This window comes from Streptomyces cadmiisoli (assembly GCF_003261055.1).
Classification (GTDB): domain Bacteria; phylum Actinomycetota; class Actinomycetes; order Streptomycetales; family Streptomycetaceae; genus Streptomyces; species Streptomyces cadmiisoli.
Window position 1 is genome coordinate 1,615,551 of record NZ_CP030073.1, and the last position, 14,228, is coordinate 1,629,778.

Genomic DNA, 14,228 nt, shown 5'->3' on the forward strand with positions numbered 1-14,228 from the left:
GGCAGCTACTCGCCACCCAGGGCCTGCTGCTGCTCAGGGATTGTCCCCGCCCGCAGTCAGCTCGACACCACTCGTCTGTTCAGTGCCTTCGTCGGTGCCGTGCGACTGGTCGGCCGCTCGGTCGGCTTGTGTGGGAAGGTCTGTTCGCGCAACGCGGTCGATGATGATCTTTCGGTAGGTGTCGGCCAGCCGCACCAGGGGGTGCTGCATAACCTCGTCCGCGGGTGGACCGCTCGGTTCGCCGGGCTTCGGAGCGTTGAACTGCTCAATGAGCGTTGCGAGCTCGCCGAGGGTTTCTCTGTGCTGCGACGCGTCGGCGGCTCGGCGCAGGATCACGGTCTCGGCGTCCGTGAGGTGTTCCCCCGAGGCATTGAGCCAGTCCTCCTCGTTGCCGTCGGGAGCGCTCGCTGCGGCCTCGTCAGTGAGCGCGGCGAGGATCATCTGGTGCACAGCGCTGAGGCGTGCGGGGAATGACTGGCCGGGCCAGGTGTCCGCCGACACCTCGGGGATGCCTCCCAGTGTCTTGGCCAGCGCGGCAGCCCTTGGCGGTGGCCAGCCCTCGGGCCAGGCGGAGCGTGCCTGCCACAGTTGCAGGATGGCGGTCCTGGCTTCCTCCGCCCGTGCGGGAGCGCTGACGTCGCGAGCGTGGGCGGCGTCGTCGGCGGCCTGCATAAGTCGGGCGGTGTGGTGGCTGAGCCAGCGGATGAGTGTGTTGTTGGTGCGTTCTTCGCCGAGCTCCGCGAGGATCCGCTCGCCGAGCTCGGCGAGCGGATCAGCGGACTGTTGCCCGGCCGTCTGCGTGGATGAGGTAGAGCCAGCTTCGGCGGTCGTCGTGGCGGGCGGCTGTTCTGTTGCGGCGTCGTCCAATTTGGACCTCCACGATGAGGCTGTATCCGGTGGTCGAGAGGTACTTCAGGAGCGCGTCGCGGGTCACGTGGACGCGTGATCCGTTGGTTGTCCTGCCTGCGCGGCTGTCGTCGGGGTCACCGTCCGACCACTGCGTCCATTGGGCGAGGACGGCCTGGTCGGCTGCGAGGAGCCGGACGCCGTCCTGGTCCGGGTGTGCGTGGGTCTGCCGCCGGAAAGCGTGTCCGGGCAAAGGGCCTTCGGCGCGCAGCCCCTGCGCGTAGGGGTCGTGCTCGTCGAGGTTCTCGGGTCGCAAGGCGGGGTCGCGCAGCCAGCCGCGCAGCTCGAAGAGCCCGTGATCGACCTCGTGCGCGGTTTCGTCCTCGTCGGGGAGTTTCCAGTCCCAGGGCTCCGTCGCTGCGGCCAGGGCTCGTTGGAGGTCTTCTGCGCGGTCAGGGCGGACGAGTGCCGAGGCGACGTAGACGTTCTCGGAGCCGCCTGCCCAGGTGATGTTCATGGAGGCGGTGACGAGCACGGACGGGGGCAGGTCGTCGTACACCAGGCCGAAGATCTCCTTGCTGTCGGTGAACTGGGGGGCGGCCCAGGCACTGTCGTCCGGGCCGGAACCGAGGAACAGGTAGGGCTGTGCGGGCGCGGGCTCGCTGAGGTCGGCCAGCCATGGTCCGTCGGGCAGCACATACCGGGCCAGCCACTCGTCCCAGGGGTTCTCGTTCTCGGCCCATTTCTCGATCAGCAGGGGATGGTGCTCGTCGACGAGTTCGCCGGCCGCGGCCAGCATGGAGTGGTACTCCAGGTAGAGCCGCAGACTCTCCTCCGGTGGGATGGAGCCGTGGCGGTGGCCCATGCGGGCCGAGGCCCGTTCGCTGCGGAGTTCACGCGTGTCGGTCCACCAGTCCTTCTCGCTCAGGCCCCACTTGTCCAGGATCCAGGTCTCGGCCTTGCGCGCGATCGTGTCGACGGGGAGGCTGAAGGCCCTCGCGAGCGGCCGGAACCAGTAGGGGATGGTGTCGATCGCGTCGAAGCGGTATCGGTCGCCGGCATCGCTGAGGCCGCCGCCATGCTCGTTCTTGAGGGTCCGGTCGATGCTGCAGCGATCGGGGCGGTTCGCGGCCTCGAGCTGGTCACGGGACGGGTCATCCGGAGCCGCCAGGGCAAGGGCGGTACGTCGCGCGAGTTCGCGGATCTGCGCGTGCGGCAGGTCGGTGCTGGTGGCGTGCCGGACGAAGACGGCGAGATGCTCTCGCATCAGCGCAGGCTTGTCGCGGGCGACCCGGTGCAGCGCGGTGAGCAGACCCGTGACAGCCGAGAGCCGGTAGAAGTGCAGGGCCGGTGCCCGGTAGGGGGCGGCATCGGCGCGATCGAGGCAGGCGACCAGCGCCGCGGCCAGCGGCCGTGCCGTGGCGTGGTCTTGGTGGCTGAGCAGTTCCCGTGCCGCGTGCGCGGCCCGCCACCGGATCTCACGCCGGGGGTGGCCGAAGGCGCTCCACAACAGCGCGGGCAGCGGACTCTCGTCCGGCTCGGGATGTGCCGGGGTGGTGGCAGGGTAGGGGGCGAGAAGACCGGTGAGGGCGTCGGCTGCGGCATCGGGTTCGCACAGGCGACCGAGCACGACGGCGACGGTCTGCCAGCCGAAGGCGGTCAGGCGCGTCTGCGCACGGGGCAGTGCGCGGAGGATCGCGCTGCGGATCGTGGCGTCGTCGCCGAGGCTGCGCAATTGCCGTGCCAGGCGTGGGGGATCGTACGTCCAGACCAGGTCAGGCAGATGCTCTGCGAGGAGGGCGGTCACAGTGGTCTTGGCCCACGTTTCGACGCCCGGCCATGTCCGCCACTGCTCGACGAGGCCAGCCAGGACCTCGATCACGGTCGGCGCGTTGGTAGAGGCCAGTGAAGCGGCTGCGTCGAGGGCAGGCAACCGCTCGGTCATCGGCGCGGCTTCAACGACACGGGTGAGGTACTGCACCAGCGCGTGGCCGTACGGCGCAGCTGTTCCCATGGCTTCGATATCCGGGGCGAGCGTGCGCCAACTGGCCGCGGACACCGACGCCGACGCCGCGAGCGCCCCCTCGCCGGGGGTGTCCTCGGTGTCCCCGATCCAGGTGGCCGAGACCCCCTCTGATTCATCAGCTCGGCCCTGCGGAGTCAGCGCGATGACCAGTTCGAGTTCCGGTTGAACGGCCGCTTCCTGGTCGAGGGAGCGTGCCGTGTCGACGAGTTGCGAAGCGAGCCGGGGTTGCGATCGAACGGGGACTCGGAGCCGCAGCCACGTGGCGGCGCGGACCAGAGCTGTCCGCGCGTCCGCCCGGCTGCTGGCCGACCCTGCGGAGGCGAGGTGCCGCGCCACGTTGATCTGGAAGGCGAGGCGCCGCGCGTCGTTGTCGATCAGGTGGTCGAGGGCGAGTGCTTGCCCGCCAGGCAGCGCTCCGGTGGTGACGGTCCCTTCGAGTGCGGCCGGCAAGGCCTGCGCGAGTGCGATCCGGTCCTCGTCGTCCCAGCGGCTCGCCGTGGCCAGACCGAGGCGGCAGTCGAGGCTGGCCGTGGCCTTCAACACCTCTTCGTACGGGATGACACCGGCGTCTGTGACGTGCGGGGTGACGGCTTCCACGGCCGCGACCAGGCGCGAGGCTGTGACAGCGCGGTCCGGCGCGGGCAGGTCGGCGCGCTGCGCCAGGTCGGCGTAGACGCTGAGCAGCCGGGCCGACTCGTCGTTGATGCCGGCGGCCGCGTCGACGGCCTGGTCGAACAGGTTTCGGCCGAGCTCGGAGTGGAGGGTGCCTGCGATGCCGGCGCTCCGGGCCAGGAGCTCCAGGCGGTCCGCGGCGTCGTATCCGTCGTCGCGGGCGGCCTGGGCTGCTTTGAGGCACAGGTCGGCTGCCGTGTTCGGATGGGCTCCGCGCTCGGCCAGCACGTCCGCCAGGTCCAGCCACAGGGTGGGCGCCCCGCCGCGCAGCAGCCCGGGGGCCGTGTCTGCCAAGTGGTCGATGATGCTCGCGGGGGCACCCGTCTCGATGGCGGCGCAGGCCACCATTGTCGCCCAGGCGCGGAACTCCCGGTCGTAGGTGAACCAGCGGTACTCGGTGAGTTCGGTGCGCGTCTGCAGACCAGCCGTGCAGAACGCCTCCACGTCCCCGGCGTTGGCCTGGCCCAGGACGGCCCGAACGTGGAGAAGGCCAGCGGCGATCAGCGGGTCGACCCGCTTCAGCCAGCCTTCGCGTTCGCCGGTGTGCGGGTCGTAGCTGTGGCCGGTGCCCTGAGCGGGTGGTTGCAGGGAGGCGGGGAGCAGTTGTTCGGCGTGCATCTGGGTGCCGCTCAGGGCGGCCGACGCGGCGTGGCTGTAGAGGGTGATCGTTGCCGGGCTCGACGGTGAGTTGAACGCCCGCTGGGATGTGGGTAGTTCACTTGCCCAGTGCTCGGCCAGGGCCAGCGCGGACTGACGGTCGCCGAAGCGCAGGGCAACGTCGAGGAGCTTCCGGTGCCACGGCGGGTGAGGCTCGGTGGCCGGCACACAGGTGAGGGCGAACGTGACCTCGTCCACCCATGCCGCGGGAGGAGGAGACGACGCCGCGCTGTCGAGATGGGCCAGCACCGGCGCCTGGGCGTGCGCGGGCACGCGATGGCGGGTCAGGGCGTCGTATGCCTCCTGGGCATCCAGTTCCCCGGCGAGCCGGGCCGCGAGGCGCTCCGTCACCTCCACGACGAAGGAGGCCGGCCGCCACCGCCGCAGCATGCTGATCGCGGCCTGCATCCCCTCCAGCCGGTACCGTGCCTCCGCGGCGGCCGCTACGTCGTCGGCGTCGACCTCCCAGGATCTTCCTTCCTTGTCCTGGGAAGCCATCCAGCGCCGCACCCACGCGCCGGCCATGTCCAGGGCGTTCCTCGTCTCGGCCTGCCGCTGCGGGTCACGTGACAGCACGCCCGCAAGCCGCATCCACACCGGGCCCAGCCATTGGGTATCGCCGTGCCGGGGGGCATAGGCCTGGAGCAGGTCCACGTCGGCGTACCGGGCCACCAGATCCATGTGGGAGTCGACCAGCTCCGACAGGCTCTTGGAGCGCGATGCGGTGTCGCATCCCCGTGCGGCGAGCCGGACCGCGTCTGACGCTGATCCGGTCTCGGCAACCGCCAGCGCGGCCAGGCGCAACCGCTCCATCTGGACCTGCTCGCGGCGAAATCCATCGGCGATTCCGGCCGGGGAGTCCTCGGCCAGGACCAAGTCGACCAGTTCCGTCAGCCGCTTCGCCAGATAGAGATGGGTGGCGACATGCGCCGCGGCGTCCGCGCTGGTCGCGCGCTGCTCAAGGAACAGGTCGGCCAGGCGGCCGTGCGCCTCGACGACCGCCTCGTCGTCCACGCGGCCGCGGACGAACGTCTCGAAGTCCTCGTCCCGGAACTGGATCCGCTCCCCGACGAGCCTGATGCCGGGAGCCAGTCCCTTCGCGAACGCGGTCACCTTCTCGGTGGGCACATCAAGCGCGGTAGCCAGGGTGGCCATGCTGACCGGGCGGGCCAGCGCCAGCAGGAACGCGAGCCACCTCTCTCCGCCCGCGTCCGCGCCGCCGGCCTGGAGCCCCGACGCGAGCAGCAGCTCGAACATCTGCTGAGGGGTCCGCTCGCTCTTCTCCAGCAGGGTCGCCATGTCCCATGCTTCGGTGCGGGCCTGCTCCAGGGTGTAGTTCTGGGCTCTGGGATTGCCGCCGCTGCGACCGTGGAAGTCCAGGCACTCCTCGTCGGAGGCGGCGGGCCGGTAGCGGCGCAGATGCGCGGCCGAGGTCTCAGCCGTAAACGGCGGCAGCGGCACCTGAGGGGCGCCGTCAGCCTCGAGTGAAGGGACGCGGTGGGATCGCGCGGACAGGACCACGGACACACGTCCAGGCAGCGGCAGCCGGACCAGGTCCGTAAGGAAGCTCCGCTCGTCGCGCTCCCTGGCCGCGACCGCGCTGTTGTCCGCCGCGTCCACCGCCAAGACCAGCACCGCGCCGTCGGGAAGAGCCGTGACGGCCTGCTCGAGTGTGCGGCTCAGCCTGCGCCACAGGTCCCCTTCATCGGCCGGGGCCCGCACCAGCAAAGGGGTGCCGCAACGCTGCGCCACCTCGTTCACGACCTGGGTGACGAACCGCCTGGGGGTGTGCCGTTCCTCCCCCGCGCTGAGGTACTCGCCCGCCCCGTAGCAGTCGAACAGCACCACCTGCGAGCCGTCCGGAAGGTGGTCCCCGATCTGCCGCATCGCCGTGGTCTTCCCGACGCCCGCGTCACCGTGCGCGACGGCCAGCCTGCCGCTGTTGGCCGTGACCGCCACGGCAATGGCCTCGGCGCCCACCGTCGGCAGCGGGTTCTGGAGCGGCTCCAGGCGTGACGGCGCCGGATAAAGGTCGAGCAGACCGGCGACACCCAGCGTCGCCAGCACATCCTGGGCGGTGACGCCGCGACGACTCGAACCCGGCAACGCCTGCTGACGGACCAGGTCGAAGAGCCGGTTCGCCGAGTCCAGACCGTGCCCGGGCGTCAGCACGCTCGCCCCTGACTTCACCGCCCGCGCGAGCGCGGTCCGGTCCATCGTCCCGGTCGTCGACAGGTCCAGGAGCTGCAGGAAGCGGCAGAACTCAGCGCTCTTCAAACGCTGCCCGATGGTGTCGGCCAGCGTGCCGATCACCGCGGCCTGGTCGGACGGAAGGGCGGCCTTCAAAGCCTTCCGGGTCGGGGCGGTCTGCCCGGCCGTCCACTGTGCTGCTGCTCGCACGCTCTGCAGCAGCAGAGGATCTCCGGGGCAGTTGCTCACCAGCGCGATCCGGGCCTTGCCCAGTGCCTGGTCACCGTGGTCGTCCCGAAGGCGCGTGTACGCGGTCGCGAGATCAGCGATCACCGACCGTTCCGAGTCCGCCTTCCCGTCCGCCTTCTTGACACGCTTCTGGCACAGGCGGGCAGCCGTCCACGCAGTCTCCGCGTGCCGGGTGCTGTACTTCAATTGCGACAGCACAATCCGGTCCGCGCTCGCTACGTCACGCCCCCCGAAATACTCGGCGACATCGACCGTCTCGTACTGCTCGTCCGGGTCGTCTACAAGAGCGAGGCCCTCGACCACGACAAGCTCAAGCTCCGTGCCAGGGGAGACGAGCTCAAGACCCCGCCCAGCCGTCCACCAGAAGTGGAAATCATCCCCAGCATTGGACTCGGTCGCGCCCACCCGCACTCCTCCCGCACCACCGACGACACGCCACAACCTACTCCGGCCAGACCGCAGCCCGGACGCAACAAGCGCAGCCGAAGCTGAGAGGTGATCGGCCATGGCCGGGAGCGCACCGCGGACGCCGGGCATGACAGCGGCGAGAAGCCGAGTTGGGGGCCGCTCACCACCACCGCGACCTGGGAGAGGGGCTGCGTCAATGCTGGCTCTTGAAGGCTCACGCAGGGCGCTGCGCTTCCAGGGGCCAGGTGCGTTGCTGGGACTGACGGAGAGGCAGTGGCTGGACGCAAAGGTGGAGCCGTACGAGCCATAGAACCCTCGTGGTCCCGCGACCATGAGGCCGACGATCCGCATATGGGCCGTTGCAAAACGCGAAGCGCCCCACCAGGCAGCTGCCTCGGGTGTCGCCTCGCACTGTGATCGCCACGGGAGATCACGATGTGTACAGCCCGCCCGTGCTGCGCCGTTTAGCCCTGGCTCCCGCTAATCACGGTACTCGCGATCTCCGATGCACTGCGCCGCGAGCGCTACTGCTCCGACGGATGCGGTCACTCGTTACCTTAGGCTGCCCGCAGTGGATCCCAAGTGCCCAATCAGACCGGGCGGGTCTCACGGGGCGATGGGGTCGTTCTTCTTGTCCGGGTGTGCCGACAGGACGTAGCGGGTGGCGGAGAGGTTGGACAGGCCGAAGAGCTCCATCAGCCGGACGGGGTCGGCGCTGTGGCGTGCCTCGTCGACGATTCTGTCCACGCGCAGGCGGCCAGCTGGCAGGCCCACGCGTGGAAGAGCTGCTGGACCAAGCCAGCGCTGACGGGTGGGCCGGAGTCGTCGACGGCGGTGTTGCGGGTGACAAAGAGGTGGGGGGTTGGAGCTGTCGGGCCAGCGCCGGTGGCGGTGGAGCTCCCACGCTGTTGCCAGGCGCAGGGTGAAGGCGTCGAGGTAGATGACGTGGTCCAGGCGTCCTTCCCGGCGCAGGCGCAGTCGGCCCTTGCTGCGGTCGAGGTCGGTTCGCTGAAGTTGGGTGAGCTGGCTGGGGAGGAGGGCGTAGACGGCGACGAGCGCGACCATGAGGTGGTCGCGAGGGTCGTCGAAGCGGTCGAGAGGGCGGCGACCCGGTCGGAGGGCAGCGACCCGGTCGGAGGGCAGCGCGGTCGGCACGTGTCTGCTGCTGGTGAGGGAGATGTGGCGGGCCGGATCGCGGAAGACGAGGCGTTCGCGCTTGAGGGCCCTGAAGAAGCAGCGCGGCGCAGTGTGCAGGCGGCGGGCCTGGTTCCTGCGGAGCGGCTCCAGGGCGTCTTCGATGTGCTTCTTGGTGATCTCGCGGGATCGGTGAGGCCGTCGGCGATCCACGCTTCGAGCGTGTCCCCGATGGCGGTCGCGTAGTTCTCGACGGTCTTGGGGGCTGCGGGCTCGGCTGGAGGTGCTGCCCTGGCCGAGGAGTACGTCGATGATGATGTGCACCGCTGCGGAGAAGGCCGGGTGGCTGATGGCGGTGGCATGGTCTCGGGCGCGTGCGGTGCACGGGTCGCTGAACGGTTGGGCGACGAGCAGGCGGCGCAGGCGGAGGTAGTTGATCACGCGGGCTCCCTGGAGGTCGGCTCGCATGGAGGCCAGGGCCCGGATGTCGCTCTCCTAGAGAGGAACATCGGTGGAAGCCACACTGACCACGGCGCCCTCGCGCGCCACCGGGCCTTTCTGGGCAACACCCTGATGCTCGGCTTCTCCTCGGCGAGCTCGGCCTTGATGGTGGCCAGATGGTTCGCGACGCCCGGAATCCGGATCAGTGGGGCCCCGAACTGCCTGCCAGGCCATCGTGAACGCCTTCAACCAGCACCCCGGCCAGGTGTTCAGAGCTCATGTGCGCGTGGGCGGGCGACGAGATCTGCGATCAGCTCGGCGTTCGGACCTCGGGCTCGCTCATGCCGAGGCAGAAGACGGTATCCGCGGAGATCGCCGCGACGACGTGCGGGCCGAGATCGGAGCCCTGGTGGCGCGGCTGGCGACCCTGCGGGCACTCGCCTGGCACGTGCGGCGGACGCCCGCCTCCGGAGAAGAGTCTCGCCGGTGTCGAGTCGATGAGCCGCATTACCATGGGCAGCAGCGTTATCGGTGGTCGCTTCGATCACATCGTGTTCGAACGATCTCGCCGTCGAACACCACATCGTCCTGGACGAGGCCACCGAACCCCGGCTGCTTGCCGGGGACTTCTGGGCGCTTCACTAGGCAAGTGGCTTGTCGGAAGTAAAGCTGTCGGACCGCAGGTCTACGCCACCGATGCCAGTCAACGACTGGAGGTCGGAGTTCGGTTGTTGTGGTCCGAGTGAGGTGACGATATTTGACGAGATCCCATCGAATCGGGCAGCGAGCAACGCGACATCGTCGTCCCGGTAACCAGGGCCGAGAATGTCCAACGCATCGTCGCACAGGGCCTCCAGCTCCGGCGGATCGTCTGGGCCAGCGAGCTGCGCGGTCGCGGAGAGCCTCTCGAGTAGTTGCTCTGTGCCGATCCACACGTCGCGCAGGCGCGACTCGACCAGACCGTCCGTATACAGGAGCAGGGTCGCCCCCGTCGGGGCATCCAGCTCTACGGTCTGGAAATCCACACCGCCGACGCCGATCGGGGCACCCGCCGGCACCTGCAGTACCTCGGCCCGGCCGTCCACATGCAGCAGGATCGGAGGCAGGTGGCCTGCATTAGCGATGGTGATGCGGTGTGTAACGGGATCATAGACGGCGTACAGACAGGTCGCCATACGATCCACGCCGAGCCGCTGGGCCTGTTCATCGAGACGGTGCAATACCTCCTGCGGTGGCAAGTCCAGACTCGCCAGGGTTAGCGCGGTCGTCCTCAGTTGGCCCATGATCGCGGCCGACGTAATGGAGCGCCCCATCACATCTCCCACCACCAGCGCCACTCGGCTGCCGGGCAGCGGCAGTGCGTCGTACCAGTCGCCGCCCACGTGCGCGGTCTCGGCGGCCGGCAGATAGCGGGACGCCAGTCGCACGCCCACCGTCCGGGGCAACGTCTCCGGCAGCATGGTGCGCTGCAGTAAGTCGGCGATGTACGCCTCTCGCGAGTACAGCACTGTCTTGTCGACGCCGAGTGCACTGTGCGTGGCAAGTTGGGCGGCCACGAGGAGGTCGTTCTCCTCGAAAGGCTGGCGCTCCGGACGGCGTAGGTAGATTGCGGCACCGATTACTCGGCTCCGCCCACGCAGCGGGGCAAGGATCGCCCGGTGCCCGCTCGGCACCACCAGAACGCCGCTGATACCTAGGAGTTCGCGGAGCGCGGCGTGCGCAGCTGGCGCGTCCGCGAACACTGGCCGTACCCCGCTCAGGACCTCGGTCAGCGCACCGCCGGCCCGGACTTCGCCCACCTCCGCCGTGACCGTCGGGACGAAGCTGCCGCTTGTCCCCGTCCCATCCATTTGTGGGTCTTGATCGATACGATGCAGTCGCAACGCAAATGGGCCGACGGGCCGCTCGTCGCCGACTGGCAACGGGTCGCGAAGATAGACCAGGGTTGCATCGGAAAAGGTCGGAACGGTCGCCCGACACAGCCCTGTCACGATCTCGTTCAGGTCAAGGCCCCTGGCGATCCGCCGAGTCGCCACGCCTGCGAACCGCAGCCGGTCCCCGTCCCTGCTCATTTGCAGTGGGGTCGACCCTTCTCGCATGCCGAGTGCGGCCTGATGCGAGAGTTGGGAGGCCGCAAACATGTCGTCGTGTCCGAACGGCTCCCGGTCTGGGCGACGAAGGAACACGGCGATCCCTAGAACGCTGTCCGAGTGCGTCAGTGGTGACAGCAGGATCCGGTTTCCCCTGGGGAGTCGGGGAGTGGTTCCAAGTAACTCTCTGAGTGTCGCGTCGGCTTCGATAGCCACCCGGTCGACGAGCTCGCCAGCCTTGATCACCTGGTCCAACAAGCCGGATGGCTGTACGTTCGTGGCGGATGGGGCCGTGCCGCCCATGGCGCCGCCCAGGCTAGCCTGCGGCCCAGGAGCCCACCCATCGGTCGTCTCTAACGCGCGTACCTCTTTAGCTCGGGATGCTTTGGGGTGGAAGTTCGAGCCGGTTAGGGTCAACCGGACAGCGAACTCCTTCGGTTCGTTACCCGGGATAATCGGGTCGGCGGCATAGACAATGACGGCGTCTGCTACATCCGGGACTGCTGTCAAGCAGAGTTCTCTCACGGTGTCAGGCACGCTCTGAGCCCTGGCGATGCGGCGTGTCGCCGCCGCGATGGCGCGTACGTTCGGGCTCATTGTCCCCCCGGGCAGCGGACGTGCTGGTATTCATTGGGCCCTCAGGGATGCAGCCCACAACATCCTGGAGTTCATGCTCGGGGAGCCCTGACGATCTGTCCAGCCGACAACCGTGGACATGAACAACTGCCCCCCGAATCCGATACGTTCGTACGGTGACCTCAGGGACGCCCAGGATCCAACCGCCGCCGCCTCCCGGTTTGCGCAGATTCGTCCTGCGTTGGTGGCGCTCACGAGATGCGCTGCCACGACTACATCGGTGGCTTCTGCTGCGCGCAGCCCCCATGCTGACGGCCTTTCTTGCCCTCTACATCATCAACGGAGTCCTCCTCGGGTGGACCAGGGCTTACAACGTGCTCACCGGCATCGACTCGCCGGGAGAAGCGACGACGCAGTGGTGCGCCTGGCCTCTCTCCCTTATGGGATGGGCAGCTATTCCAGCGTTGGTGGGTGGTGCTGTGGGGTACGCGGTAACCGGACAGATTCAAGCCCATCGCACGCGGGAGCTCCAGGAGATCCTTGAAGAGCTTCGGCGCAGCTCCGCCGCGGACAACTAGGTGGAGGTAAGCATGCGTTCCTTGTTCGCCCTCCATCAGAGCCGTGGCCCGGCCGCCGACTTTGCTGAGTACTTCGCTGCCGAGTGGCACAGCGGGGACTGGGATCTGGCCGAGGACCACTGGGAGCTTCTGGTGAACCGGCTGCTCAACAGTCGTGACATGGAAAAATTGAAGCCGAGTGAGGCACTACGCCGAGCCGAGCAGGAGGCAGTGAACTTCGGCCTGGCACTGTTACGGTCATCTATTAGCACGCGGTGCCCAATCTGCGCGATCGCGCCCCAGCGGAGCGAGCCTGACACTCAACGCACCATCCTGGAGCCACGATGACGAATAGGCCCACGGAGCAAGTGCTGCGGGAACTGCTGTACCTGGCCTCCCCGGACTCCTCGGAGCAGGGGCGTGCCCAGGCGGCGGAGGCCATTGCGCGCTCGGGGGACGAACCGTTGCCCGACAGTGAGCTGACGCGACTCGCAAACGCCTTGCGCCCGCCAGAGGCCAGTGACCACCCGGTAGATCTGCGAGGAGCCGATCTTGCCGGAGGCAACCTGTACCAGGTCAGCCTCCAAGGCGCTGATCTGACCGGCGCGGACCTCCGCCGGTGCGACTTGACCTTCGCAGACCTGTCGGGGGCTCGGCTTCTCGAATGCGATGCACGTGACGCAGTCCTGGATAATGCCACTTTGATCGGCGTGGATCTCTCACGTGCACGACTGGAGTCGGCGTCCATGCAGCACGTTGATCTGACGGGTGCCTCCCTGCAAGATGTCTGCCTCCGTGATGCAGATTTGACGGACGCCCGCTTGGCACAGACACTGCTACATTCTGCGGACCTACGTAACTGTGATCTCAGCGGTGCCGACCTGAGCTCAGCCCTCGGGATGCTGAGCATTGACGACCTTCAGGGAGTCAGGTGGTCTACTGCCACGCAATGGCCTGCCTCACAGCCCGATCTCTGGTACGAGATCCGTGATAGCTCCACAGCTGTCTCGCCCGGTGTATTTCGGGTGGGACGCGATTACAACCGGGATCACGCCAACGAGTCGGTCACCGGTCCGCGTGCACCGAGCCATGTGTAACCTCGACGAATTCAGCATCGGAGCGCGGGGCCGGCGGTGGATCTTCAGCCCACGGTGGCGAGGATGTCTGCCATGGAGCCGTAGCTCGCGCTTACTCCCTCAACGTTGCCGAGGCGATGGCGCTCGAGGCGGATGGCGCCAAGGTGTCGAGCTTCGTAGATCTTCTGCCGCCATGCAGCGTCCTCGGACTGGCGCAAGCGGCCGTAGGTGTACCAGAACGCGATTCGTTCGTCGGGCTTGGCCGTGGCCATGCGGATAGTCCAGTCGGCAGCCGGATCGCCCCACCATGTCCGGTCGAAGTCGTACACACCAGTGATCACGGGCTCCGGGGCATGCTGATCAAGCTGTGTGTTGGGGAGCCACAGATCCCCAGCAAGCATCCGGGGCTCGGCGATCTCGTCGAGGACGGCCTGGTGGTGGTGTGCCGCCACGATGACCTTGCGGACATCGGACGCGTCGAGGCCGATGCCCTCCACGTCTGTGGCGATGTCCTCCAAGGAGGCAGCGACCGCCTCGCTCCACCTGCCGTATGCCGGACCGGTGATGGGCCCGAAAGCAGGGCCGCGGACGTCGTGGACGCGCCGTGCGATCTCGCCGAGCTTCCGGTAGTACGCCGGCCACGCCGAGCGGGGGTACGTGCGCAGGTGCTCGGTCGCCGGGATGCCGTCGAGGAGTGACTGCACCATGTAGTCGCGGCCGATGATCTCATGGGTGAAGTCGACCGCGACAACAACCACGGTGCCCGCGACACCTAAGCCTCCTTGGCCGGCATCCTGGCTCAGTTGACCTGACCACCGCCGCCCCGGTCCGAATCTTGCTGAGTAAATGCGCCATTCGCTGACGGCACCGCCACTCCCAGACGATCATGTGTGTGGTGGCTGACGACGTCGGTGCGGCAGGGGGACCCATGGAGCCTGAGAACGGCGAGCGCGAGCCAGGAACTGTGGAAGCTGGCACAGTCATCGGCAGGGCACAGGGAGTGCTGGCGACAGACACCATGACTGCAACGGCAGAAGTGGTCAAAGCGATCGCGGAAGCCCCCGAGGAGCCCGGCAACCTCACCAAACTGCAGCTGAGCGCCTTGGGGAATCGGCCCTACAAGGCGCCCGAAATCGTCCCTGCTTGGTGGCGACTGAAAAGCACCCACGCCAGCGTCACCGGGCTGTTCGACACTCTCCACCTGGTCCGGCAGACGCGCGCGGCACAGAACAGGAGGTCAACGCGAGGGCGCCTGCTCTCCGATGCTCAGGATCTTCTGCGTGCCGCCATCGTCTTCACTTCCGCC

At 68.1% G+C, this 14,228-nt stretch carries 6 protein-coding genes and 2 pseudogenes; 3 read left to right on the forward strand and 5 right to left on the reverse strand.

Features of this window, described 5'->3' with window-relative positions:
* Positions 1-33: 33 nt before the first annotated feature.
* Positions 34-867 carry a hypothetical protein gene (locus DN051_RS06635; RefSeq protein WP_112438216.1) on the reverse strand — a complete coding sequence of 278 codons (834 nt, stop codon included), beginning with the start codon at positions 865-867 and terminating at the stop codon, positions 34-36.
* The gene (locus DN051_RS06640) at positions 773-6,826 is read right to left on the reverse strand and encodes an AAA family ATPase (protein WP_162624868.1); all 6,054 of its coding nucleotides are present in this window, start codon (positions 6,824-6,826) and stop codon (positions 773-775) included. Before DN051_RS06640 ends, DN051_RS06635 begins: the two co-directional genes overlap by 95 nt.
* Here DN051_RS06640 and DN051_RS44935 point away from each other — a divergent pair, their 5' ends adjacent.
* Positions 6,827-7,132 carry a hypothetical protein gene (locus DN051_RS44935; protein ID WP_162624869.1) on the forward strand — a complete coding sequence of 102 codons (306 nt, stop codon included), beginning with the start codon at positions 6,827-6,829 and terminating at the stop codon, positions 7,130-7,132.
* 522 nt (positions 7,133-7,654) lie between these two features.
* On the opposite strand, the gene DN051_RS44940 is transcribed toward DN051_RS44935, so the two are convergent.
* Both DN051_RS44940 and DN051_RS06655 read right to left on the reverse strand, forming a co-directional pair.
* Complete coding sequence (locus DN051_RS44940; protein ID WP_162624870.1) at positions 7,655-8,623, reverse strand: site-specific integrase; 969 nt, start codon at positions 8,621-8,623, stop codon at positions 7,655-7,657.
* Between the two features lie 749 nt (positions 8,624-9,372).
* A pseudogene (locus DN051_RS06655) lies at positions 9,373-11,016 on the reverse strand (PP2C family protein-serine/threonine phosphatase); the annotation flags it as partial.
* 578 nt (positions 11,017-11,594) lie between these two features.
* Here DN051_RS06655 and DN051_RS47760 point away from each other — a divergent pair.
* Together DN051_RS47760 and DN051_RS47765 are read left to right on the forward strand one after the other, a co-directional pair.
* Positions 11,595-12,194, forward strand: a pseudogene (locus DN051_RS47760) (DUF6313 family protein).
* On the forward strand, positions 12,191-12,943 hold the full coding sequence (locus DN051_RS47765; RefSeq protein ID WP_112438222.1) for a pentapeptide repeat-containing protein: 753 nt from the start codon (positions 12,191-12,193) through the stop codon (positions 12,941-12,943). The pseudogene DN051_RS47760 and the gene DN051_RS47765 overlap by 4 nt, the downstream one beginning before the upstream one ends.
* A 44-nt stretch (positions 12,944-12,987) precedes the next feature.
* On the opposite strand, the gene DN051_RS06675 is transcribed toward DN051_RS47765, so the two are convergent.
* On the reverse strand, positions 12,988-13,680 hold the full coding sequence (locus DN051_RS06675; protein ID WP_246040935.1) for a phosphotransferase family protein: 693 nt from the start codon (positions 13,678-13,680) through the stop codon (positions 12,988-12,990).
* Between the last annotated feature and the right edge of the window lie 548 nt (positions 13,681-14,228).